Annotated in this window: 20 protein-coding genes; 3 read left to right on the top strand and 17 right to left on the bottom strand. The window is 69.4% G+C overall.

Annotation, left to right across the window (positions count from 1 at the left end):
- The first annotated feature begins 163 nt into the window (after positions 1-163).
- Positions 164-877, top strand: a complete 714-nt coding sequence (gene lexA / locus ACNI3K_RS07230; protein ID WP_419391211.1) for a transcriptional repressor LexA — start codon at positions 164-166, stop codon at positions 875-877.
- A 57-nt stretch (positions 878-934) separates the two neighbouring features.
- Here the strand turns inward: lexA and ACNI3K_RS07235 are convergent, their stop codons facing one another.
- The 3 genes from ACNI3K_RS07235 to hflX form a co-directional block, all read right to left on the bottom strand.
- Positions 935-1,162 carry a hypothetical protein gene (locus ACNI3K_RS07235; protein WP_419391212.1) on the bottom strand — a complete coding sequence of 76 codons (228 nt, stop codon included), beginning with the start codon at positions 1,160-1,162 and terminating at the stop codon, positions 935-937.
- A gap of 105 nt (positions 1,163-1,267) precedes the next feature.
- On the bottom strand, positions 1,268-3,316 hold the full coding sequence (locus tag ACNI3K_RS07240) for an ATP-dependent DNA helicase (protein ID WP_419391213.1): 2,049 nt from the start codon (positions 3,314-3,316) through the stop codon (positions 1,268-1,270).
- A gap of 10 nt (positions 3,317-3,326) precedes the next feature.
- Positions 3,327-4,820 carry a GTPase HflX gene (hflX, locus tag ACNI3K_RS07245; RefSeq protein WP_419391214.1) on the bottom strand — a complete coding sequence of 498 codons (1,494 nt, stop codon included), beginning with the start codon at positions 4,818-4,820 and terminating at the stop codon, positions 3,327-3,329.
- 61 nt (positions 4,821-4,881) lie between these two features.
- On the opposite strand from hflX, the gene ACNI3K_RS07250 reads away from it, so the two are divergent.
- On the top strand, positions 4,882-5,508 hold the full coding sequence (locus ACNI3K_RS07250; protein WP_419391215.1) for a class I SAM-dependent methyltransferase: 627 nt from the start codon (positions 4,882-4,884) through the stop codon (positions 5,506-5,508).
- A 39-nt stretch (positions 5,509-5,547) separates the two neighbouring features.
- Here ACNI3K_RS07250 and ACNI3K_RS07255 read toward each other — a convergent pair whose 3' ends face one another.
- From ACNI3K_RS07255 to pgsA, 11 genes are all read right to left on the bottom strand, one after another.
- Positions 5,548-6,138 carry a YdeI/OmpD-associated family protein gene (locus ACNI3K_RS07255; RefSeq protein ID WP_419391216.1) on the bottom strand — a complete coding sequence of 197 codons (591 nt, stop codon included), beginning with the start codon at positions 6,136-6,138 and terminating at the stop codon, positions 5,548-5,550.
- Between the two features lie 42 nt (positions 6,139-6,180).
- Entirely contained in the window at positions 6,181-7,095 is a 915-nt protein-coding gene (dapF, locus tag ACNI3K_RS07260; protein ID WP_419391217.1) for a diaminopimelate epimerase, read from the bottom strand.
- A 47-nt stretch (positions 7,096-7,142) separates the two neighbouring features.
- Positions 7,143-8,048, bottom strand: coding sequence for a tRNA (adenosine(37)-N6)-dimethylallyltransferase MiaA (gene miaA / locus ACNI3K_RS07265; protein ID WP_419391626.1), 906 nt, complete (start codon positions 8,046-8,048; stop codon positions 7,143-7,145).
- Between the two features lie 76 nt (positions 8,049-8,124).
- Positions 8,125-9,654, bottom strand: a complete 1,530-nt coding sequence (gene miaB / locus ACNI3K_RS07270; protein WP_419391218.1) for a tRNA (N6-isopentenyl adenosine(37)-C2)-methylthiotransferase MiaB — start codon at positions 9,652-9,654, stop codon at positions 8,125-8,127.
- Positions 9,655-9,656: 2 nt separating this feature from the next.
- Entirely contained in the window at positions 9,657-11,117 is a 1,461-nt protein-coding gene (rny, locus tag ACNI3K_RS07275) for a ribonuclease Y (protein WP_419391219.1), read from the bottom strand.
- Between the two features lie 27 nt (positions 11,118-11,144).
- Positions 11,145-11,666 carry a regulatory protein RecX gene (locus ACNI3K_RS07280; protein ID WP_419391220.1) on the bottom strand — a complete coding sequence of 174 codons (522 nt, stop codon included), beginning with the start codon at positions 11,664-11,666 and terminating at the stop codon, positions 11,145-11,147.
- Positions 11,666-12,760 (bottom strand): recombinase RecA, encoded by a 1,095-nt coding sequence (recA, locus tag ACNI3K_RS07285; RefSeq protein WP_419391221.1) that lies wholly within the window; start codon positions 12,758-12,760, stop codon positions 11,666-11,668. Before recA ends, ACNI3K_RS07280 begins: the two co-directional genes overlap by 1 nt.
- 208 nt (positions 12,761-12,968) lie before the next feature.
- Positions 12,969-13,202 (bottom strand): DUF3046 domain-containing protein, encoded by a 234-nt coding sequence (locus tag ACNI3K_RS07290; RefSeq protein WP_419391222.1) that lies wholly within the window; start codon positions 13,200-13,202, stop codon positions 12,969-12,971.
- 27 nt (positions 13,203-13,229) lie between these two features.
- Entirely contained in the window at positions 13,230-13,541 is a 312-nt protein-coding gene (locus ACNI3K_RS07295; protein ID WP_419391627.1) for a helix-turn-helix domain-containing protein, read from the bottom strand.
- 103 nt (positions 13,542-13,644) lie between these two features.
- Entirely contained in the window at positions 13,645-14,133 is a 489-nt protein-coding gene (locus tag ACNI3K_RS07300) for a CinA family protein (protein WP_419391223.1), read from the bottom strand.
- On the bottom strand, positions 14,120-14,734 hold the full coding sequence (gene pgsA, locus ACNI3K_RS07305; RefSeq protein WP_419391224.1) for a CDP-diacylglycerol--glycerol-3-phosphate 3-phosphatidyltransferase: 615 nt from the start codon (positions 14,732-14,734) through the stop codon (positions 14,120-14,122). The genes ACNI3K_RS07300 and pgsA overlap by 14 nt, the downstream gene beginning before the upstream one ends.
- 49 nt (positions 14,735-14,783) lie before the next feature.
- Between pgsA and ACNI3K_RS07310 the strand changes: the two genes are divergently transcribed.
- A complete protein-coding gene (locus ACNI3K_RS07310) occupies positions 14,784-16,124 on the top strand; it encodes a CapA family protein (protein WP_419391225.1) in 1,341 nt (446 codons plus the stop codon).
- A gap of 13 nt (positions 16,125-16,137) precedes the next feature.
- Here ACNI3K_RS07310 and ACNI3K_RS07315 read toward each other — a convergent pair whose 3' ends face one another.
- The 3 genes from ACNI3K_RS07315 to ACNI3K_RS07325 all read right to left on the bottom strand — a co-directional run bounded on the left by ACNI3K_RS07315 (position 16,138) and on the right by ACNI3K_RS07325 (position 22,735).
- A complete protein-coding gene (locus ACNI3K_RS07315; RefSeq protein WP_419391226.1) occupies positions 16,138-18,411 on the bottom strand; it encodes a putative bifunctional diguanylate cyclase/phosphodiesterase in 2,274 nt (757 codons plus the stop codon).
- Entirely contained in the window at positions 18,396-21,023 is a 2,628-nt protein-coding gene (locus tag ACNI3K_RS07320) for an FtsK/SpoIIIE family DNA translocase (protein WP_419391227.1), read from the bottom strand. The genes ACNI3K_RS07315 and ACNI3K_RS07320 overlap by 16 nt, the downstream gene beginning before the upstream one ends.
- Positions 21,024-21,148: 125 nt before the next feature.
- Positions 21,149-22,735 carry a ribonuclease J gene (locus tag ACNI3K_RS07325; protein WP_419391628.1) on the bottom strand — a complete coding sequence of 529 codons (1,587 nt, stop codon included), beginning with the start codon at positions 22,733-22,735 and terminating at the stop codon, positions 21,149-21,151.
- Positions 22,736-22,744 lie beyond the last annotated feature (9 nt).

A 22,744-nucleotide genomic window follows, 5' to 3' on the forward strand; every position in this document is an offset into this window, starting at 1 on the left:
TGTTCGTCGAACACTTGTTCTATTTGTAGCACCTGGGGTCCTGTCAAGCAAGACACGCTCGAACATATGTTTGATTTCGGCGCCGGGGTGGCCTAGCGTCATAGGTGTCACCTCATCACCGAGGTCTGACAAAGGAGACGGGCCAGGCCCGCGAGGAGGAGTCATGGACGAGCGCACCGGCGAGGGCGGAGCCACCATCCACCAGTTCCCGGGCGGCGCATCGGGCGGACTCACCGACCGGCAGCGGCGGATCCTCGAGACCATCAAGGACTCGGTGGAGTCTCGCGGCTACCCGCCCTCGATGCGGGAGATCGGCGAGTCAGTGGGACTGACCTCCACCTCCTCCGTGAAGCACCAGCTCTCCGCCCTCGAGACCAAGGGGTTCCTGCGCAGGGATCCTCACCGGCCGCGCGCCATCGAGGTGGTGCTGCCCGGCGCCGACGGCACGCCGTCGACCGAGACGGTCGTCACGCCGGTCCCCGCCGCCCCGATCGAGGACGAGCGCATGACGATGGTGCCCCTCGTCGGACGCATCGCCGCCGGTGGCCCCGTGCTCGCGGATCAGGCGGTCGAGGATGTCTTCGCGCTGCCCAAGCAGCTCACCGGCGACGGCGAGCTGTTCATGCTCAACGTGGTGGGCGACTCGATGGTGGACGCGGCGATCTGCGACGGCGACTGGGTCGTCGTGCGCCGTCAGCCCACGGCGGACAATGGCGACATCGTGGCGGCGCTGCTGGACGACGAGGCCACCGTCAAGACCTTCCGACGCAAGGACGGCCAGGTGTGGCTGATGCCGCATAACCCGAGCTACACCCCGATCGACGGCACGCACGCCCGCATCATGGGCAAGGTCGTGTCGGTAATGCGGCGCGTCTAGCGCCGCTGGCCCCACCACGCAGACGGCGGACGGGCCGGTGCCCCCCGCGCATCGGCGCTATTTTTCGCGCCAGCCGTCCTGCCAGTGGAAGCCGCCCTTGATCGCGCGGCGCATCGCGTTCATCGAGTTCGCGATCGTGGTCTGGTAGACCCGCGACTCCTCCGATTCCGCCTCGTCCGCCATGCGGCGCGAGCCTGCCTCGAAGTGAGCGAGGTACTCCGCGAAGCGCTCACGCTCGGCTTCCTGGCCGCGAACGAACTCCTCGGACGGGCTCGTGTCGGTCATCGTGGCTCCACCTCCGGTGAGTGCTGCGGTCATGCCGTCGTTCGATGTTGCAATGGTGCGAACCCAGCGTACGGCCACCCGCGCCTGGGGGCCGCGCACGCCACCCTATTCACCGCGGTCGCGCGCCGCGGCGTCGAGCCGACGCAGCGCCTCCAGCACGGTGCCGCGGTCAGTGGTCCCCCACAGCGCGGGCATCGAGCGTGCGAGGAATCCGCCGTAGCGGGCGGACGCGAGCCTCGAATCCAGCACGGCGACCACTCCGCGGTCTCCCGAGGACCGGATCAGCCGCCCGGCGCCCTGCGCGAGCAGCAGCGCGGCGTGGGTCGCCGCGACCGCCATGAACCCGTTCCCGCCTCGCCGCGCCACGGCCTCCGTGCGCGCCTGCGAGATCGGCTCGTCGGGCCGCGGGAACGGGATACGGTCAATGACCACCAAGGATGCCGTGGGTCCGGGCACGTCGATCCCCTGCCACAGGGACGTCGACCCGAACAGGCACGCGCGTGGATCCTCCCGGAATCGTTCCACCAGCGTGGGCAGCTGGTCGTCGAGCTGGTACATGACCGGGACGTCGAGCCGCTCCCGCATCGCCTCCGCCGCCGCCTGTCCGGCGCGGTGAGACGAGAACAGCCCGAGGGTTCGCCCTCCCGCCGCCTCGATGAGTGCCGCCAGCTCGTCGAGGGCCTCGTCGGAGATGCCGCCCATTCCCGGCTTGGGCAAGTGAGACGCGACGTACAGCATGCCTTGGCGCCCGTAGTCGAACGGGCTGCCCGCATCCATCGAGATCGGGTCGTCGACCCCCAGATGCCGCGCCATGGCGTCGAAGTTGCCGCCGAGCGCGAGCGTCGCCGACGTGAAGACCGAGGCCTTGTCGGCGATGAGCTTCTCCCTGATCAGCCCAGCCACGTCGAGCGGTGCGGCCACGATCCGCACCGCTTGCCTGGACTCGTAGTCGCCTTCTGGAGGAGCGAGCCACACCACGTATCGCCCGTGCTCGCCCAGCAGCTCCTCGCACACATCGAAGACCTCGGTGAGCGCCGCGGTCGCCATCTTGGCGGTCGCCGATGCGCTGTCGCCTGCCCGGGGCGCCTCGCCGGAGTCCTTGGTGGTCTTCTGCACCGCCGTCATCCCCGCGCGGGCGGCGGCCCGCAGCAGGTCGACCGCCTCCGCGAGCTCATCGGGCAGCCCGAGCCGCAGGCGACCCGGCTCGCAATCGCCCAGCGCGCCGTCGAGCGCACGCGCGGCCCGGTCCAGGTCGTCGGACGCCACCCCACACCGTCGTGCGGCGCGGCCCGCGCGGTCGACCCGCTGCAGCGTGAGCTCGTGAGTCGCGGCCGAGGTGATGCGGCCCACCAACTCGTGCGCCTCGTCGACGATGAGCGCGTGGTGCTCACCGAGCATGTCGTGGCTCGCCGCCTGCACGCCGAGCACGGCGTGGTTGGTGACCACGATCTTCGACGTGGCGGCGTGCTCGCGCACCGACTGCGAGAAGCACTGGTCGTGCATGGGGCACTTGGACTCCAAGCACTCCCGGCCGCTCACGCTCACCTGCGACCAGGCCCGGTGCGAGACGCCGGGGACCAGATCGTCGCGGTCGCCGGTCTCGGTGACGTCCGCCCATTCGTGCAGCCGTGCCACCTCCTTGCCCAGGTCGCTCGTGGGGCCCGCGGAGACCGGCAGCATGTCCTCGTCGGGCTCGCCGTAGCCCCCGGCCATCTTGTGCACGCACAGGTAGTTGCTGCGACCCTTGAACAGCGCCACGTCGGGGCGCTCCCCCAGCTCGGGCTCCAGGGCGTCGAGCACCAGCGGCAGGTCCTTGGTGAAGACCTGGCGCTGCAGCGCCAGCGTCGCCGTCGAGATGACGATGCGCTTCTTGGCCCGCACAGCGTGCGTCACCGCGGGAACCAGGTACGCGAGAGACTTTCCCGTGCCGGTGCCCGCCTGGACCAGGGCGTGTGAGCGGTTGTCGAGCGAGTGCTCGACGGCCGCGGCCATCGCCGTCTGTCCATCCCGCTCGACTCCGCCAAGTGCCGCGACGGCCGTCCCGAGCAGGCGCGTGACCTCGGTGACAGTCGCAACGGGCGCGGACCGGTCCGGTTCGGCCGTCGCCGCCGACGCCTCGGCCGCCGACTGCGCCGAGGGATCCGTCGCGCTCAAGGGAAGGCGCTCACGCGGCTTCGGAGGCGGCCTGGAGGCGCGCGGCCAAGGACTCGTCGACCATCGCGATGAGCCGCGTGCCCTCGGGCTCGTGCGACTCCTCGATCACCTCGCCGTGCAGGTGCGCCTCGTGGATGAGCTCCCCGCGCGTGTACGGGACGACGATGTCGATCCGCACCTCCGGGCGCGGCAGCTCCGCCGCGATCAGATCCCGCAGCTCCGCCATCCCGTCGCCTGTGAGGGCGGACACCTCGATGGTGATCTCGGGGCGAGCACGCAGGCGCAGCAGCGTCTCCGGGTCAGCGATGTCGGCCTTGTTGAGCACGAGCACCTCCTTGACCGATTTCGCACCCGGGACATCGGCCAGCACCGTGCGCACGGCGCTCACCTGCCCCTCGGGGTCGGGGTGGGACGCGTCCACCACGTGAAGCATGAGGTCAGCGTGCGCCACCTCCTCGAGCGTCGAGGAGAAGGCCGCCACCAGCTGGTGCGGCAGGTTGCGAACAAAGCCCACGGTGTCGGAGACGGTGAACTCGCGGCCGTCCGGCGTCTGCGAGCGACGCACGGTCGGGTCGAGCGTCGCGAACAGCGAGTTTTCGACCAGGGCGCCCGCACCGGTGATGCGGTTCAGCAGCGAGGACTTGCCTGCGTTCGTGTAGCCGACGATCGCCACGTTCGGCAGCGCGAGCCGGCGGTCCCGGCGCACGTTTCGGGCCGGCTCCATCGCCTTGATCTCGCGGCGCAACTGCGCCATGCGGGTGTGAATGCGGCGGCGGTCCAGCTCGATCTTGGTCTCGCCCGGCCCGCGCGATCCCATACCTGCGGCGGCGCCGCCCACCTGGCCACCAGCCTGGCGGGACATCGAGTCGCCCCAGCCGCGCAGTCGCGGCAGCAAGTACTCGAGCTGTGCGAGCTCCACCTGCGCCTTGCCCTCCTTGGACTTCGCATGCTGCGCGAAGATGTCGAGGATCAGCGCGGTGCGGTCGATGACCTTGACCTTCACCACGTCCTCCAGCGCACGGCGCTGGCTGGGCGCGAGGTCGTCGTTGACGATCACGGTGTCGGCCCCGACGGCCGCGACGATCTCCTTGACCTCGACCGCCTTGCCCTTGCCGATGTACGTGGCCGGGTCAGGGTTGGGCCGGCGCTGCAGCACGCCGTCGAGCACCTCGGAACCCGCGGTCTCTGCCAAGGCGGCGAGTTCTTGCAGGCTCACCTCGGCATCGGCCGCGGTGCCGTGCGACCACTGGCCTACGAGCACCACCTTTTCGAGCCGCAACTGGCGGTACTCGACCTCGGTGATGTCCTCGAGTTCAGTCGACAGGTTGGCCACGCGTCTGAGCGCTGCGCGGTCCTCACGGTCGAACTGGTCGCCGTCGTAGTCGGTCTGGGAGGCGGCGCCCTTACCCAACACGTTGCTGGTGCGCGACAGCACCCGCTCGATCACCGCATCGGCGCGGGAGGGGGCGGTGTCCTGGTGGTCGTCTTCGTGAGAGTCGCTCATACTCCCCCTATTGTCGCACCGGCCGCCGACAGGCACCACCAGCGGCGGTACGCTCGCATGCGTGAGCGAGGACCACTACTTCACCGCGGAGCCTGCCTCCGCCGCCGAGCGACGCTCGCTGCAGGTGCGCCTCGCCGGCCGCGACGTCACCGTCGAGACCGCCCGCGGCATCTTCTCCCCCGGCCACATCGACCTCGGCACCGAGGTGCTGCTGCGCCACCTGCCACCCGCCCCCGCGGGAAACGTCCTGGACCTTGGGTGCGGGTGGGGTCCGCTCGCTCTCGCCGCAGCCCTCGGCACGGCCGAGGCCCGGGTCACCGCCGTGGACGTCAATCGGCGCGCGCTCGACCTGGTCGTGCGCAACGCGGAGCGCCTCGGCGTCGCGGACCGGGTGAGCGCCATCGAGCCCGGGGACGTCGATCACGACGCGACGTATGCCGCCATCTGGTCGAACCCGCCGATCCGCATTGGCAAGGAAGCGCTGCACGAACTGCTCGCCACGTGGCTGCCGCGTCTCGCGCCCGGCGGGGAGGCGTGGCTCGTCGTGCAGAAGAACCTCGGCGCCGACTCCCTCGCTCGGTGGATCGCGGACCAGCGAGACGCCGCGGGAGTGCCGTGGGGCGAGGTGGAAAGGCAAGGCAGCGCGAAGGGCTTCCGCGTGCTCAAGGTCACCAGCAGCGCCACCTAGCCCCGGCATCGGCCGTCTGGCGCGCTCGGAACCCGAGCGCTACGGATAGCCGCGCTCTCCCCTAGCCGCGGCATCGGCAATCCGGCCGATGCGGGCCGCACGCGTCTCCGGACGCTTGGCAAGCACGATTTGGGAGAGCATGAACTTGCGCGCCGACGGCGGGAAGGAATCCCAGGTCTCGCGCGCCCCTGGATGCTTGTCGAGGGCTGTCACCAGGTCGGCGGGGACCAGGAGGGCCTCGACCTCGTCGAAGAGCGTCCACGAACCATCGGCCTTCGCGGCCGCGATGACCGCGGCGCCGGGCGGAGCGATGCGCCCCTGCGCCTCCAGTTCCGCAATGCGCGCCTTGTTGGTGCGCGCCCAACCGGAGCCGCGCTTGCGCGGAGCGCAGTACTGCAGCGTGCGGTCGGCGTCGAGTTTGCGGGCGGTGGCATCGATCCAGCCGAAGCACAGCACCTCGCGCACGAGTTCGTCGTAGGTGAGCCCGGTGCGGCCCGCGGCCTTGCGCCACAGCACGACCCACACTCCCGACTCGGTGTCGTGGTGGACCGCCAGCCAGGAGCGCCATTCCTCCGCGCTCTCCGGGTGGATGCGGGGCGCGCCGTCGGGGGCCGGTTCGACAGGGTGCATTTGGTCAGACCCAGCGCATGTCATCAAACCCAGCGCATGCGATCAGCCTGCGGTCATCGTCGCGGGCACCGCCGATACGTCGACCTCGCCGTCAGCCACCAGCGTCGCCGGACCCTCGAGCACCGTGCGCGAGCCGTGGACCCGGACGGTGACCATGCCGCCCGGCACCTCGATGTCCCACACGTCGGGTGCGCCCTCACCGGCCCATGCGCGTACCGCGATCGCGACGGCACATGCGCCGGTGCCGCACGATCGGGTCTCGCCGGAGCCCCGCTCGTGCACGCGCATCCGCACACGGCCGCGTTCGACCCCGTCGCGGATCTCGCCCCCGCGCGTGACGACGAACTCGACATTGGTCCCGTGCGGCGGCTTGGGGCTCACCTGCGGGGCCCGCGTGAGGTCGAGCGACTCGAGCTCCTCCATCGACGCGAGAGCCACGACGTGATGCGGGTTGCCGACGTCCACGGACAGCGCGGGTCGCGCCGGAGTGAGACCCTCTGCCTCCACCTCGGCGTCGAATCCGCCAGTGGCGTCGCCCAGGTGGAACTCGCCCATGCCCACTGCGTAGCGGCCGTCCCCGAGCGAGGTCAGGGTGCGTGTGCCGCCACGGGTAGCGATGGTCAGTCCGCCTGCCAGGTCGGTGCCCGCCTCGCGCTCGAGGAACGCCGCGAACACCCGCGCCCCGTTGCCGCACATCTCGGACGTGGAGCCGTCCGCGTTCCAGTAGTCCATGAACCACGTGCGCGCGTCGACGCCCGCCCCGGCGGGGAGCGACCCTGACCGCACCGCACGGATGACGCCGTCGCCGCCGATTCCGGCCCGCCGGTCGCACAGGTAGCGCACCAGCGCGGGCGTCAGATCGATCTCGCCGTGCTCGTCGAAGAGCAGCACGAAGTCGTTCTCTGTGCCATGCCCTTTCGTGAAGCGCAGTCCTGGGTTTGAGCGCGGTGTCGCCATGCCCTCAGGCTACCGGTGCCGCCTGACGTCGACGGTGGACGGGGGGGTCAGTCCCCGAGCAAGAGAAGAATCTCGTCCGCCGCGCGCTCGACATCCGCAGAGTCCGCAGGCGCCGCGACCCATCGGACCCGCGGATCGGGGCGGAACCACTTGCGCTGGCGGCGCGCCAGCCGCCGCGTGTGGACCTTGACGAGATCGCGTGCCTGGTCCGCTTCGAGCTCCCCGTCGAGGTGGCGCAGCGTCTCCGCGTATCCCACCGCGCGGCGGGCGGTGACGCCTTCGCGCAGGCCCTGCTCTGCGAGCACTCGGACCTCGTCGACCAGCCCCGCGTCCCACATCTGATTCACCCGCTCGTCGATGCGCGGGTCGAGCGACTCGTTGTCGAGCTCGAGGCCGATCTGCACCGCGGGAATCTCGTACTGGTGCGTGGGCAGAGTCGAGCTGAAGGGCCGTCCGGTCAGCTCGATGACCTCGAGCGCCCGCACGATCCGCTTGGCGTTCTGCGCGGGGATGCGCGCGGCCGCCGCGGGATCGACCGCCGCGAGCTCGCGATGCAGCATGCCCGGGCCCTCCCTCACCGCGCGCTCCTCGAGCCGCGCTCGCGCCGCAGGGTCCGTGGGCGGGAACTCGAACTGGTCGAGCAGGGCTCGCACATACAGGCCCGAGCCACCGGTCACGATCGCCCGGCGTCCGCGGGCGTGGATCGCGTCGATGTCGGCTCGCGCCGCGGCCTGGAAGCCCGCTACGGAGGCATCCTCGGTGACGTCCAGCGTGTCGAGCTGATGATGCGGGATGCCCCGTCGGTCTCCCGCCGGCAGCTTCGCGGTGCCAATGTCCATTCCCCGGTAGAACTGCATCGCGTCGGCGTTGACGATCTCGCCGCCGAGTCGATCAGCGAGCGCGAGCGACACCGCCGACTTCCCCGTCGCCGTGGAGCCCACCAGCGCGATCACGGCGGGCGCGTCGTCGCGCAGCTCCCCGTGCGTGAGCGCGGCCGATGCGGGGGTGGGGTCAGGCGTCACCGGCGCCTCAGGCTCGCGCGGCGCGCAGCGACGGCATGCCGAGGCCGACGGGGCCAGCGGGGCCGCCCGTGCCAGTGCCGCAGGCGGATCCACACCCACCAGCCGCGTGGTCGTGCCCCTCGCCGCTTGCCGCGTCCCACGCATCGCCCGCGCGGGTCGCTCGCACCGCGTACGTTCCACCGGTGAGGGCGCTGTCCGAGATCAAGTGGTGAGGCGCGGCGCGGGTGACCTCGACAGTCACCATGTCCCCGGGGCGCGGCGCGTCTGCAGTCGCGTCCGGAAGCGAGAAGTGCACGAGCCTGCCATCCGGTGCGCGGCCACTCAGGCGGGCGGAGGCGCCGTCCTTGCGGCCGGCTCCGTCGAGCACCATGAGCTCCACTGTGCGTCCCACCACGCCCTGGTTCTCCGCCAGCGACACTCTTTCCTGCAGCGCCTTGAGCCGGCCGAATCTCTCCGTCACCACGGCCTTCGGCAGCTCGGGCATTTCGAATGCGGGCGTCCCCGGCCGCGGCGAGTACTGGAACGTGTACGCGCTCGAGAAGCGCGACTGCTCGACCACCCGGAGCGTGTCCTCGAAGTCCTCGTCCGTCTCGCCCGGGAAGCCGACGATGATGTCCGTCGTGATGGCCGCATCGGGCATCGCTGCGCGCACCTTGTCGAGGATGTCCAGGAACTTGGCTGACCGGTAGGAGCGGCGCATCGCTCGCAGCACCGCGTCGGAGCCCGACTGCAGCGGCATGTGCAGGCTCGGCATGACGTTCGGCGTCTCCGCCATCGCCTCGATGACGTCGTCGGTGAAGGCCGCGGGGTGTGGCGAGGTGAACCGCACTCTCTCGAGGCCCTCGATCTCCCCGCATGCGCGCAGCAGCTTTGCGAAGGCACCGCGGTCGCCGAACTCGATGCCGTAGGAGTTCACGTTCTGGCCTAACAAGGTGATCTCCACCACGCCCTGGGAGACCAGCGCCTGCACCTCGGCGAGCACGTCGCCGGGACGGCGGTCGCGCTCCTTGCCACGAAGGCTCGGCACGATGCAGAACGTGCACGTGTTGTTGCACCCGACCGAGATGGACACCCAGGCGGACGAGACGGAGTCGCGGCGGCTGGGAAGGGTCGAGGGGAAGACCTGAAGCGACTCCTCGATCTCGACCTGTGCCTCGGCGTTGTGACGGGCACGCTTCAGCATCGCCGGCAGCACGTCCAGGTTGTGGGTGCCGAACACGACGTCGACCCACGGCGCCTTCTCGACGATGGTGCCACGGTCCTTCTGTGCCAGACAGCCGCCCACCGCGATCTGCATGCCGGGACGTTCGGTCTTGGCGTGGGCGAGCTGCCCGAGGTTGCCGTAGAGCTTGTTCGCGGCGTTCTCGCGTACCGCACAGGTGTTGATCACGACCACGTCGGCGACGTCGTCGCCCTGGGGCGCGGCGGTGTAGCCCGCGCTCTCGAGCAGCCCGGCCATGTGCTCGGAGTCGTGGATGTTCATCTGACACCCAAGGGTGCGGACGACATACGTGGGGGCGAGCGTGGTGTGAGACATTCCTACCCTGCGACGGCGTCCGCACGAAGCTCGCGGATCACCGTCACCTTGATCTCTCCAGCGAAGCTGAAGTCTCGGCTGATGTGCTCCGCTATTGTACGCGCCAGGTCTCGAGTGCCGTCGTCGTCCACCGAGTCGGGCTCCACGACCACGCGCACCTCGCGGCCCGCGGCCATGGCCAGGACCTTGACTACGCCTTCGTGCTGGGCGACGAGTCGCTCGAGCCCCTCCATGCGGTCGACGTAGCCGTCCACGTCCTCGCGCCGCGCGCCCGGGCGGGACGCCGACACGGCATCCGCCACCTGCACAATGATGCCCTCCAGAGTGGTCTGTGGGACCTCGTCGTGGTGTGCCGCGATCGCGTTCACCACCATCTCGGACTCGCCGTGTTCGGCGGCGAACGCCGCGCCGATGGCCGCGTGTGTGCCCTCGCGCTCATGGGTGAAGGCCTTGCCGATGTCGTGCAGGAACGCCGCGCGACGAGCCAACTCGACGTCGGCGCCCAGCGATGTCGCGATGTCTGCGGCGATCTGACCTGACTCGACGAGGTGGGCGAGCACGTTCTGCCCGTACGAGCTGCGCATCCTGAGCCGCCCGAGCACCGCGATCATCTCTTGCGGGACACCCCGCACTCCAGCGGCGTCTATCGCGTCCAGGCCAGCGTCCAGGTGGCGCTGCTCGGTATCGGCGACCGCCCGCGCGTATGCGGCTTCGACTCGCTGGGGCTGAATCCGGCCGTCCTCCACGAGGTCGCGCAGCGTCACCTCGGCGATCTCGCGCCGCTCGACGTCGAAGGACGAGAGCTGGACGGCGTTCACGCCCTCCTCCACCATGACGTTCACGCCGGTGAGGGACTCGAAGGCGCGAATGTTGCGGCCCTCGCGGCCGATGATGCGGCCCTTCATCTCTTCGCTGGGCAGGTCAATCCAGGTGGTTGACGTGTCGGAGGCCGTGCGGGCCGCCTGGCGCTGCATCGCGAGGACGAGGATCTCCCTGGCCCGGCGCTCCGCCGACTCCTTCGTGGTGCGCTCGATGCGCCGGAGCTCATCGCTCGCGGCCTGCTTGGCCGCGGCCACCTGGGCCGCGACCAGCTCGTCGCGGGCTTCCTGGGCCGTCATGCCGGCCAACTCGGCCAGGCGCTGGTCTCGCAGGAGGCCGATCTCGGCGCGCTCGGCGTGCAGACGCTTCTCGTCGCGAGCGATGACCGCCGCGCGCTCCTCCAATGACCGTGCGTACTTCTGCGTGGCCCGGTGATCGGACGACAGGTCCTTCTCGCGCTGCGCCACGCGTTCCTCGCGCCGTTGCGCCTCACTCAGGAGGTCGCGGGCCTCTTCACGTATCGACTGAGTCTCTTCGCTGGTGGAACGGCGGATCTCGGCTGCCTCGCGCCGGGCGAAGTGCACGACGAGCACCGACGCGAGCAGGAGGAGGAGCGTCGCCACTGTGGCAATGACCTGAGCCATGCGGCCTCCTTCCTGACGAACGACATGCTACGTGTCCGAGTTATCGGCATCTTCGAACTCGCGCACGAGCGCGAATGCATCCGATGGAGCGTAACCCTTGCGGCCCAGCATGCCGACAACGCGGCGCACACGTTTGTCGCGGTCGACGCCCGCCAGTTGGTTCCAGCGCTTGACGGCCAGCGTGCGAGCCGCGTCTTGCTCGTCGTCGTCGGTGATCTGCTCCAGCGCAGAGTCGATGTCATCCTGACCGAAGCCCTTGCGGCGCAACTCACCGAGAATGGCGCGCCGCGACTTGCCCCGCTCCCGATGGCGAGTGCGCACGATCGCGGCCGACAGTGACGCGTCGTCGAGCAGGCCTACCTCCCGGTAGCGCTCGATAACCTCGTCGGCGATATCTGGCGCGACCTCGCGCGACACCATGCCCTCCCGCAGTTGCGCAGCCGAGCGCGGCGAGTGGTTGAGCAGCCGCAGCGCGATCTCTCGCGCGCGCTCGGCCGGGTCCTCCGCAGCCGGGGTGGACCCGGAGGTTCCTCGGGCGCTGGCAGACATCAGAAGGTGGCGCGCTCCTTCTTGGCGGCCTTGGCCGGAGCCTGCGGCTCGTCCTCGACAGCGACGGCGGGAGTCTGGTCGCCCTCTTCGGCGGCAACCTTGCCCACGCCCAACTTGGTCAGGATCTTCTTCTCGATCTCGGTGGCGAGCTCGGGGTTGTCCTTGAGGAAGTTGCGCGAGTTCTCCTTGCCCTGTCCGAGCTGGTCACCCTCGTACGTGTACCAGGCGCCCGACTTCTTGACGAAGCCGTGCTCCACACCGAGGTCGATGATGCCGCCCTCCTTGGAGATGCCGTGGCCGTAGAGGATGTCGAACTCCGCCTGCTTGAACGGAGGCGCCATCTTGTTCTTGACGACCTTGACGCGCGTGCGGTTACCGACAGGCTCCGTGCCCTCCTTGAGCGTCTCAATGCGACGGACGTCGAGGCGCACGGAGGCATAGAACTTGAGCGCCTTGCCGCCGGTGGTCGTCTCGGGCGAACCGAAGAACACACCGATCTTCTCGCGCAGCTGGTTGATGAAGATCGCGGTAGTTCCGGTCTGGGCGATGGCGCCGGTGATCTTGCGTAGCGCCTGCGACATCAGGCGTGCCTGCAGGCCTACGTGGCTGTCACCCATCTCGCCCTCGATCTCTGCCTTGGGCACGAGTGCCGCGACGGAGTCGATCACCAGGACGTCGACGCTGCCGGACCGGATCAGGATGTCTGCGATCTCGAGCGCCTGCTCACCGGTGTCGGGCTGCGAGATGATGAGGTTGTCGACATCGACGCCGAGCTTCTTGGCGTAGGCCGGGTCGAGGGCGTGCTCCGCGTCGATGAACGCCGCAGTGCCGCCCTGCTTCTGCATGTTCGCCACTGCGTGCAGCGCCACCGTGGTCTTTCCCGAGGACTCGGGGCCGTAGATCTCCACCACGCGTCCACGCGGGAGACCGCCAATGCCGAGCGCGATGTCGAGCGCCACCGATCCGGTCGGGATCGCCGGGACAGCCACCACCTGGCGGTCGCCCATGCGCATGGCTGAGCCCTTGCCGTACTGCCGATCGATCTGTCCGAGTGCCGCCTCGAGTGCCTTCGAGCGGTCCGCCGCCTGTGCCATGTCGGTATCCCATCGTCATCGGCATTGCTGCCGTGTCTGTCACTTCCACGAACGACGCTACGACGCGCCTCTGACATCGGCGCGACGAGCGTTCCCCCACCTGTGGAGGGACCACGTCACGCTGCGTCCTGTGCACCAGGGTAATCGAACGCATGTTCGAACGCAGGAGGCGCTCTCCGGCGTGTCGGGATCAGCGGGCGATGAAGGATCACCGCCGAGGCGGAATCATCCGTTCGCGAGCCCCGCCGTCGCGCCGTTCGAGCGGGACGTCCATCTGGTCGCACAACGCGTGCCACACATCGCGCGGGGGGACGCCGTCGGCGAGAGCCTCGGTCGAGGTGCGGGAGGAGAAGGAGTCGAGCGCCAGGTCGCGTGCCAGGCTGCGGGAGTAGTCGACTCCGAAGACGTCGTCCAGAAGACCCCAGAACTCGCTGTGTCGCACGGTCCGCGTGTCACGCAGTCCGTCGCGCTATCGCGCGCGGACTTCGCCCAGCAGCTCCGGCACGGTGTCGGGGATGGACGGCATCACGTGGACGCGGCCGAAGTCCTCGGCTGTCTCGAACCGACCGGATACCTCGCGCAGGATCGCGGACATGGGGACGTCGAGGGCCTCGCAGATCGACGCGAGCAACTCGGACGACGCCTCCTTCTGACCACGCTCAACCTCGGATAGATATCCGAGGGAGACGCGGGCACCGGACGAGATGTCGCGCAGCGTCTTGCCCTGCGTCAGGCGTGCGTCCCGCAGGACGTCGCCGATCTCGTTGCGCAGCACAGGCATGCGTTCCCTCCCGATGGTGACACTTCCCTTGTTCATGCCAGTCCCAACGCACATTACCGCACGGATGTTCCCCTCGTCGACGCCTGATTCTCGCCGTGGCGAGTCAGGTCCTCGCCACCGCGTCCGTGAGGACCTCCCGAGCGAGAGCCAGAGCGCCATCCACACTGCCGCGCGAGACGTCGCCGCGGTCCCCGTCGAGATGGAGCAGCCGCGCCGCGACCTCACCCTGGAGGTCGACCGCGACCCAGACGGTGCCCGGCGGCTTCCCCCCGTGAGGCTCGGGGCCCGCCACCCCCGTGGTGGCGATGCCCATGTCCGCTCCCATCGCTCGCCTCACGCCGGATGCCATCGCCTGCGCGACCTCGCGCGATACCGGCCCGGGGCCGTCGAGCAACGCTTGGCTCACCCCGAGCACGTCGTGCTTGGCCTCGACGACATACGACACCACTCCCCCGCGCAGCGACTCGGATGCGCCCGGCACCTCCACGAGCTCCGCACAGAGAGATCCACCCGTGAGCGACTCCGCGGTCGCGACGGTGACCCCCACCGCGCGCGCCAAGATCAGCACCGCGTCGGCGTCAGCTCTGGACATCGCGGCCCGGAGGATCGTCAAGTGCCGCGGTGTGCGGGTCAGCGTGGGCGGTCGTTCCATCGCCGCGGACCACGCGGAGGATGCGGATGGTGTAGTCAGCGCCGGTGACGACCGCGACGGCGACTGCCGCCAGGAGACTCCACCACGCCACCGCGTCGATCCACGCGGCCGGGTGGGGCACAAGGTACGCCGTGAGTGCCAGCAGCTGGAGCACCGTCTTGAGCTTGCCGCCCTGAGACGCGGGGATCACCACGTCGCGTGCGACCGCGAGCCGGCCGAGCGTCACGCCGATCTCACGAACCGCGAGCACGGCGAGCGGCCACCACGGAATCCCGTCGACCACCACCACGGCCGCCAGGGTGAACAGCACCAGCGCCTTGTCAGCGATCGGGTCCGCAAGCTTGCCGAACGGGCTGACCACCTCCCAGCGGCGTGCGAGGTAGCCGTCCCAGTAGTCGGTCGCAGCAGCGAACACGAACACGACCAGTGCCCAGGCGCGCATCGTGGTGTCCTCGCCGCCACCCGCGAACAGCAGCCACAGCACCACCGGCACCGCGACGAGTCGCGCGCCGGTGAGAAGGTTGGGGACGGTTGCGCTCACGCCCTCACCCTAGCCCGGGCACCCGCCTTGCTCCGCGATAATGGGCTCCATGCCCTCCCACTCGCGACGCTCGCCTTCCGCACTTCCCGCGCTCGCGATCTCGATCATCGCCGGAGTGATCCTGGTAGTCGCGGGCCTGGTGGCCACCGGAGCGCTGACATCCCCGTCTGGCGGCACGCCGGAGGCGAGCGCCGAGGCATCCGAGGCGCCGAGCGCCGCCCCCGCGGCCACCGCATCGGCCCTGCCCTCGCCCACACCCGCCGCACCCGAGCCGCCGCCCACCGTCGAGTTCACGCTGGTGACGGGCGGAGACATCCTCACTCACGGGCCCGTCCTCACCTCCGCGCGTGCGGCAGGAGACGGCGACTACGACTTCGCCCCCCTGATGCAAAACGTCCGCCCGTACGTCGAGGGCGCCGACCTTGCCTTGTGTCATCTCGAGGTGCCGGTCGCGCCACCCGGCTCCGAGCCGTCGGGCTACCCGGTCTTCGGAGCCCCAGCGGAGCTGATCCCCGCCTTGGCGGACGAGGGATGGGACGGGTGCTCGACGGCCTCGAACCACTCGATGGACCGCCGCTACGCCGGACTGGAGACCACTCTCGATGCTCTCGACGAGGCGCGGCTCGGCCATGCAGGGATGGCGCGCACGGAGGAGGAGGCGGCCAGCACCCAGATGTACTCCGTGCGAGTCGAGGACCGCCGCATCACCGTCGCCAACATCTCCTTCACGTACGGGCTCAACGGCCTGCCCAAGCCCGACGGGATGCCATGGGCCGTCGACACCTTCGACGCCGATGCTCAGGACGTGTCCCCGATCATCGCCGCGGCGCAGGCGGCGAGGGATGAGGGCGCCGACATCGTGATCGCCTCGACTCACTGCTGCGTCGAGTACCAGACCGAGCCCAATGCCGCTCAGCGGGACATCGCCCAGCAGATCGCCGAGTCAGGCGTCGTGGACCTGTATGTGGGACACCACGCGCACGTGCCCCAGCCGATCGAGAGGCTCGAGGGTGGCGTCGCCGACGACGGCATGTGGGCGTACTTCGGCCACGGGAACTACCTGTCGAACCAGGACACGCAGTGCTGCAGCGCCGATACCAACTCGGGCTATCTGGGCGTCACCACCTTCACCGTGGCGCCCGACGGCGACGTCGACGTCACGGCCGAGTGGGTGGCGACCACCGTCGATCGCACGAATCGCCACACGATGCACGTGCTGAAGGACATCGCCGATGCGGGCGCGGGCGACCTCAGCGCAGCCGAGGCCCAGGCGCGGCACAGTCGCGTCGCCGATGCGGCGGGAGACGAGGCGGCCGAGCGCACCGCTCCCCCGGAAGCCCTGGCTGACGCGGCGTTCCGGATCACGCGCTGGTGGGAGCCGAGCTCCTAAGCGCCGGCGAACGTCAGAACGCGCGGTCGTCGATCTCGAGCGGGCTGTCGTTCTCCTGCGGCCGCGGGTCGATCAGGCTCGTCGTGAAGTGCGGCACGGTCTCGTGCAACGCGCCGGCCGGCTGCGCGACGCCGAACAGCCATCCCTGGCCGTAGCGCCACCCGCAGCGGGCCAGGAACTCGGCCTGGGCCTCGGTCTCGATACCCTCGGCGATCGTCGCGAGGCCGAGCTCACGCGCGAGCGCGCCGAGCGCCCGCGAGACCCGCGCACCTGCCGGATCCTCCGGGATGCCCGCCACGAAGGACATGTCGAGCTTGACCCCGGACACGGGCAGGTCGCGCAAATACGACAGCGGCGAGACTCCGGTCCCAAAGTCATCGAGCAGGATGGGGACTCCCGCGTTGCGCAGCTCGGTCAACTCGTGACGGATGCGCGTGTTAGGCGCCACCAGCGACGCCTCGGTGAGCTCGACGACCATGCGCTGGGGGCTCAGGTGATAGCGCCCGATCGCGCTCAGCACCCGGTCCGCGAACTCCGAGTCGCCCAGTTGATCTGCGGAGACGTTGAGAGACACCCACATCGATGGGGACGGGCCGTTCGCGAGGAACTGCGCGGCCTGATCGACGAGCGCCATGCCGAGCGTCACCGACAGGTTCTTGTCCTCGATGAGCGGCAGGAAGCTCCCGGGGAGCAGCAGCCCGCGGGTCGGGTGCTGCCACCGCACGAGCGCCTCGTAGCCCACGACGGTGCGCGTCGACAGCTCGAGGATGGGCTGATAGTGCAGCACCAGCTGGCCCTCCTCGATCGCGGTGGCGAGCTCGGACGCGAGAGCGGAGTGAGTCTCCGAGGCGGTGCGCATCGAGGGCTCGTACACCTCGGTGCGGGACTTGCCGCTCGACTTGGCGCGATACATCGCAGCGTCGGCAGCGCTCATGAGGCTCGGCGCGCCTGCCTCTGTGGTGTCCTCGTCTGCCATCGCGATGCCGACGGAGGCGTGAAGGGTGATCTGGTGTCTCTTGACCTGGACCGGGCGCTTGAGCCCCTGGTGGATGGCCGCCGCGATCTCGAACAGCGCCTTCGAGCAGTCGCCGTCCTGCACCACGATGACGAACTCGTCGCCGCCGATCCGCGCCACCGTGCCGCGCCCGGCCGTGGCGGTGCGCAGCACGCCCGCGACATGGACCAGCGCGTTGTCGCCGATGGCGTGTCCGAACCGGTCGTTCAGGCCCTTGAATCCGTCCAGGTCGACGGCGATCACGCCCACCCGGGTCAGCGCATCGGGCTGCTCAAGGACCTGCTGGAGCACGTCCTGCAGGAGCGTGCGGTTCGCGAGCCCGGTCAGCGGGTCGTGCATGGCCCGGTGCGCCATGAGCTCGGAGTGCATGCGATCGTCGGTGCTGTCCCGCACCTGCACGACGTAGTGGTCGGGGGCACCGCCTGCGTAGCGGACGAGCCCCACGTCGAGCACGGCCCACACGACGTTGCCGTCGGCGCGCACGTACCGCTTCTCGCACGTGAACTGGCTCTGATGGCCGTCGTACAGGCGCTGCAGCTGGTCGCGCTCGGCGTTGATGTCGTGAGGGTGACTGAGTGCGGAGAAAGGTGTGCCGCGCAGGGCAGCGACCGTCGATCCCATCATCTCCGCGAAGGAGCGGTTGACCTCCATGAGTCGCCATTCGAGGTCGACCAGTGCCATGCCCACCGGGGCGTTCTCCATCGCCTTGCGGAACTGGGCGTCGGACCTGTTGAGCGCCTCGGCCGCCTCGCGCAGCCCGGAGGTGTCCATCATCGTGACCACCGTCACGGGCCCGTCGTCCAGGCCATCGGGAACCACCCGCGCCCGCACCTGGACCCAGCGCACGTCCTCAGCTCCGCGCCTGCCGGGCACACCCACGATGCGGGGCTTCACGTCGGTGCGGCCGATCCCGAAGGCCTCGCGCATGAGGATCGGGTGCATCTGCTCGTCGAAGGCGCGCAGGTTGAGGCGGGCGATCGGCAGCCCGACGGCGTCGCTGCGCGTCACGCCCAGCACGTTCGCGGCGACGTCGGAGATCAGCGCGATCTCGTCCGCTTGGGTGATGATGATCACCCCGTCGCGCGCCGATGACAGCACGGCATCGAACTGGCTGCGGAGGCGACGCTCTCGCTCCAGCGCCGTGTCACGGGCGGAGCGAGCCTTGTGGGATCGCCAGAAGAAGTAGAAGGTGAGACCGGCGAGCGCGAGCAGCAGAGCCGTGACCGTGACAGCCACGGTTGGCCTCTCGAACTGCTCTACGGCCCAGCCCATTCGTCTCCTTCAGCTTCGTCATCGACCGCCGGAGACCCCACGCTAGCGGGTGTCTGCCCTCGGAGAATAGCGAGAGTCGATGCCAATGCCTCAGGAGTGACCAACACCTCACGAGCCTTCGAGCCCTGCGAAGGACCCACCACCTCGCGGGTCTCCAACAGGTCCATGAGCCGGCCTGCCTTGGCGAAGCCCATCTTGAGCTTGCGCTGGAGCATCGAGGTCGAGCCGAGCTGGGTGGTGATGACGAGCTCGGCCGCCGCGAGCAGGTCGTTCAGGTCATCGCCGATGTCCTCGTCGACGACAGCCCCGGTGCCCTGCGGCTTGGTGACGTCCTCGCGGTACTCGGGGTTGGCCTGGTTCTTGACGTGGTCCACGGCGGCGTGGATCTCGGACTCGCTCACCCATGCGCCCTGCACCCGCATGGCCTTGGACTCACCCATGGGCACGAACAGCGCGTCCCCCTGGCCGATCAGCTTCTCCGCGCCGGGCATGTCGAGCACCACGCGCGAATCCGCGAGCGACGATGTCGCGAAGGCGAGCCGGCTCGGCACGTTGGCCTTGATGGTGCCGGTGATGATGTCCACCGACGGTCGCTGCGTGGCGAGCACCAGGTGGATGCCGGCCGCGCGGGCGAGCTGCGTGATGCGCTGGATCGAATCGTCCACGTCGCGGGGCGCGACCATCATCAGGTCTGCGAGCTCGTCGACGATCACCAGCAGGTATGGGTAGGTGTGGATCTTGCGTTCCGAGCCGGGCAGCGGCTTGACCTTGCCAGCGCGCACGGCCTTGTTGAAATCGTCGATGTGCTTGTATCCGAACAGCGCGAGGTCGTCGTACCGCATGTCCATCTCCTTCACCACCCACTCGAGGGCCTGCGCGGCCTTCTTGGGGTCGGTGATGATGGGCGTGATGAGGTGCGGGATGCCCTCGTACATGGTGAGCTCGACGCGCTTGGGGTCGACGAGCACCATGCGCACCTCCTGAGGGGTGGCGCGCATCAGGATCGAGGTGATCATCGCGTTGACGAACGACGACTTTCCGGCACCCGTCGCACCTGCGACCAGCAGGTGCGGCATCTTCGCGAGGTTGGCGAGGACGAATCCGCCCTCGACGTCCTTGCCGATGCCGATCGCCATGGGGTGGTCGTTCTTGATGGCGGCCTGCGAGCGCAGCACGTCGCCGAGCGAAACCGTCTCACGGTCCACGTTGGGAATCTCGATGCCGATCGCGGACTTTCCAGGGATAGGCGACAGAATGCGGATGTCGGGGCTCGCCACCGCGTAGGCGATGTTCTTGCTCAGTTGCGTGATCTTCTCGACCTTCACACCCTGGCCGAGCTCCACCTCGTAGCGCGTGACGGTGGGCCCGCGGGTGAAGCCGGTGACGTGCGCGTCCACGGCGAAGTCGGTGAGCACCTTGGTGAGCGACTCGACCACGCGGTCGTTGGCCGCCGAGCGGGTCTTGTGAGGCGCGCCCTTCACGAGCACGTCGAGGTCGGGCAGCACGTAGGGAGAGGAGTTCTCCAACTGACCTTGCTCGCCCTGAGGGACGATGCGGGTGGTGCGGGGGGCCTCCCGCTCGCCGGCCGGCGCGGGTTCCGCGGGCTCGTCGTCCGGCATGTAGGGCGACACAGGTCCGTCATGGACGCGAGTGGTCGCCACCGGGTCGAGCACCTCGGTCGGATCGGCACGCTGCGCGCCGGGGTCGAGCAGCTCGTCGAACTCGGTGCGCTCGACGCTCGCGGCGGCGGCGAACGCCTCGTCCGCCTCGTACGCGTCGATCCGCTGCTGATCCGTGAGCGACTGCTCCTTGCCGCGGCCGAGCCTGCGCAGCTTGCTCTTGGCCGACGAACGGCCGCCCGACGGCTCGCGGCCGCTCGCCGGCTTCAGCGTGCCGTGCTCGGGCAGGTCCATGTCGTCGTCGTCATCGGTGCGGTCCCGGCCTATGACGCGGCGCGCGCCTTGTCGGACCAGAGCCACGACCTCCCGCAGCGGGATGCCCAGGATGATGAGGATCGCCAGCAGCCCCAGCAGCACGAGCACGGTGCTAGCCAGCGGAGCGGTGAACGCGGCGGCCAGCGGCGTGCCGATGAGGAATCCGAGGATCCCACCAGCGGCCTGCACCGGCTCGAGCCCCTCGCTCGGGCTCGGCCGTCCTTCGGCGATGTGAATGAGCCCATCGATCATCAGCACCAGCATCAGCGCACCGAGGCCGATGCGGTGGTTGGCTGCCTCCTCCTGTGGCGCGCGCATCAGGCGTAACGCAAGAGCCACCAGCACGATCGGGATGGCGACGGCAAGGATGCCGAAGGTGCCGGCGATCACCCAGTGGATGGCCGTGCCGGCCCACGAGGACAGTCCCCACCACTCGCGCGCCGCGATGAGGATCGCGGCGATGATCAGCACGATCGCGAGCCCGTCACGGCGCACGTCGGGACTCACCTCACGGGCGCCGTGCCCGATGCGGCGCACTCCCCCGCCGACGGCGTGAGAGGTGCCGCGACCGATGGCGGCCAGGCCACGCAGCAGCGCGGGCGGGCGCTTCTTCTGAGGCGTCTTCGCGCGCGACGCCGGGGACTTGGGGCGCGTGCTCGTAGAGCGTGACTGAGCCATGCTTCCAGACGTTACCCGCGCATCGGCCCCAAGGGACGCTGCCACCCCGGATCGGCGACCGATCTGCGCCGATCCTGGCGGGGCCTCGGGCCGCGCTCGCGCGGGACCGCGCGAGCGCTTGCCCGTCAGGACTCGATGACGATGGGAATGATCATGGGGCGGCGGCGCAGCTTGTTGCCCACGTAGCGTCCGAGGACCCGGCGCATCACCTGCTGGAGCTGGCGCTGGTCCGTGGAGCCGGTGCGAGCGGCCTCCTCGAGCGCCTGCTTGATGCTCGGCAGGACGGCATCGAACACGTCGTCGCCCTCGGCGATACCGCGAGCGTGAACCTCGGGGCCGGACACAACCTTGCCGTTCGATGAGTCGATGACCGCAAACACGGACACGAACCCCTCCTCCGACAGGATGCGGCGGTCCTTCAGCTCCGCATCGGTGATCTCGCCCACCGACGAGCCGTCGACGTAGACGTTGTGCGTCTCGACCGCTCCGACCACGCGCGCCTGCCCGTCCCTCAGGTCCACGACCACGCCGTTCTCCGCGAACATCACGTTCTTCTCGGGGACGCCGGTCTTCATGGCCAGCTTGCCGTTGGCGAGCAGGTGGCGCACCTCGCCATGGACGGGCATGACGTTCTTGGGGCGCACGATGTTGTAGCAGTACAGCAGCTCACCGGAGCTGGCGTGGCCGGACACGTGCACGCGGGCACTGCCCTGGTGCACGACGGTCGCGCCCAGGCGCATCAGGCCATTGATGACGCGATAGACGGCGTTCTCGTTGCCGGGGATCAGCGACGAGGCGAGGATCACCAGGTCTCCGGGACCCACGCGGAGCTTGTGGTCGAGGCTCGCGATGCGGCTCAGCGCGGCCATCGGCTCGCCCTGCGAGCCCGTGCACATGTACACGACCTTCTCGGGCGGCATGTCATCCGCCTTCTTGGCATCGACCAGGATGTTCGCGGGGACGGTGAGGTAGCCCAGCTCGGCGGCGATGGTCATGTTGCGCACCATGGAGCGACCCACGAAGGCCACCCGCCGACCGTGAGCGTGCGCGGCGTTGATGACCTGCTGTACGCGGTGCACGTGGCTCGAGAAACTGGCGACTACCACGCGGCCCTCGGCGTTCGCGAACATCTGGTCGAGAACTGGAGTGATCTCGACCTCCGAGGTGGTGAAGCCTGGTGCCTCGGCGTTGGTGGAGTCCGTCATGAACAGGTCCACGCCGCGCTCGCCGAACTTCGCGAATCCCCGCAGGTCCGTGATGCGGCCGTCGAGGGGCAGCTGGTCCATCTTGAAGTCGCCGGTGTGCAGCACGGTGCCGCCATCGGTGGTGATGAACACCGCGAGCGCGTCAGGAATCGAGTGGTTGACTGCCACGAACTCGAGCCCGAACTTGCCGAGCTGCTCGGACTGCCCCTCCTTGACCGCAAGCGTGATGGGGTTGATGCGGTGCTCCTTGAGCTTGGCCTCGATGAAGGCCAGCGTGAGCTGCGAGCCGATGATCGGGATGTCCTGGCGCAGGCGCAACAGGTACGGGACCGCACCGATGTGGTCCTCGTGGCCGTGGGTGAGGACGATCGCCTCGATGTCGTCCACGCGATCCGCGATGTAGCCGAAGTCGGGCAGGATCAGGTCGACGCCCGGCTGGTTCTCCTCCGGGAACAGCACGCCGCAGTCGACGATAAGCAGGCGGCCCTCAATCTCGAACACGGTCATGTTGCGGCC

Origin of the sequence: Demequina ureilytica (assembly GCF_048553575.1) — a bacterium.
Lineage (GTDB): Bacteria > Actinomycetota > Actinomycetes > Actinomycetales > Demequinaceae > Demequina.

Coding starts and splice junctions, on each gene's coding strand:
- lexA (WP_419391211.1), top strand. CDS start 164: ATGGACGAGCGCACCGGCGAGGGCGGAGCCACCATCCACCAGTTCCCG.
- ACNI3K_RS07235 (WP_419391212.1), bottom strand. CDS start 1,162: ATGACCGACACGAGCCCGTCCGAGGAGTTCGTTCGCGGCCAGGAAGCC.
- hflX (WP_419391214.1), bottom strand. CDS start 4,820: ATGAGCGACTCTCACGAAGACGACCACCAGGACACCGCCCCCTCCCGC.
- ACNI3K_RS07255 (WP_419391216.1), bottom strand. CDS start 6,138: ATGCACCCTGTCGAACCGGCCCCCGACGGCGCGCCCCGCATCCACCCG.
- dapF (WP_419391217.1), bottom strand. CDS start 7,095: ATGGCGACACCGCGCTCAAACCCAGGACTGCGCTTCACGAAAGGGCAT.
- miaB (WP_419391218.1), bottom strand. CDS start 9,654: ATGTCTCACACCACGCTCGCCCCCACGTATGTCGTCCGCACCCTTGGG.
- rny (WP_419391219.1), bottom strand. CDS start 11,117: ATGGCTCAGGTCATTGCCACAGTGGCGACGCTCCTCCTCCTGCTCGCG.
- ACNI3K_RS07280 (WP_419391220.1), bottom strand. CDS start 11,666: ATGTCTGCCAGCGCCCGAGGAACCTCCGGGTCCACCCCGGCTGCGGAG.
- recA (WP_419391221.1), bottom strand. CDS start 12,760: ATGGCACAGGCGGCGGACCGCTCGAAGGCACTCGAGGCGGCACTCGGA.
- ACNI3K_RS07295 (WP_419391627.1), bottom strand. CDS start 13,541: ATGCCTGTGCTGCGCAACGAGATCGGCGACGTCCTGCGGGACGCACGC.
- ACNI3K_RS07300 (WP_419391223.1), bottom strand. CDS start 14,133: ATGTCCAGAGCTGACGCCGACGCGGTGCTGATCTTGGCGCGCGCGGTG.
- ACNI3K_RS07310 (WP_419391225.1), top strand. CDS start 14,784: ATGCCCTCCCACTCGCGACGCTCGCCTTCCGCACTTCCCGCGCTCGCG.
- ACNI3K_RS07315 (WP_419391226.1), bottom strand. CDS start 18,411: ATGGGCTGGGCCGTAGAGCAGTTCGAGAGGCCAACCGTGGCTGTCACG.
- ACNI3K_RS07320 (WP_419391227.1), bottom strand. CDS start 21,023: ATGGCTCAGTCACGCTCTACGAGCACGCGCCCCAAGTCCCCGGCGTCG.
- ACNI3K_RS07325 (WP_419391628.1), bottom strand. CDS start 22,735: ATGACCGTGTTCGAGATTGAGGGCCGCCTGCTTATCGTCGACTGCGGC.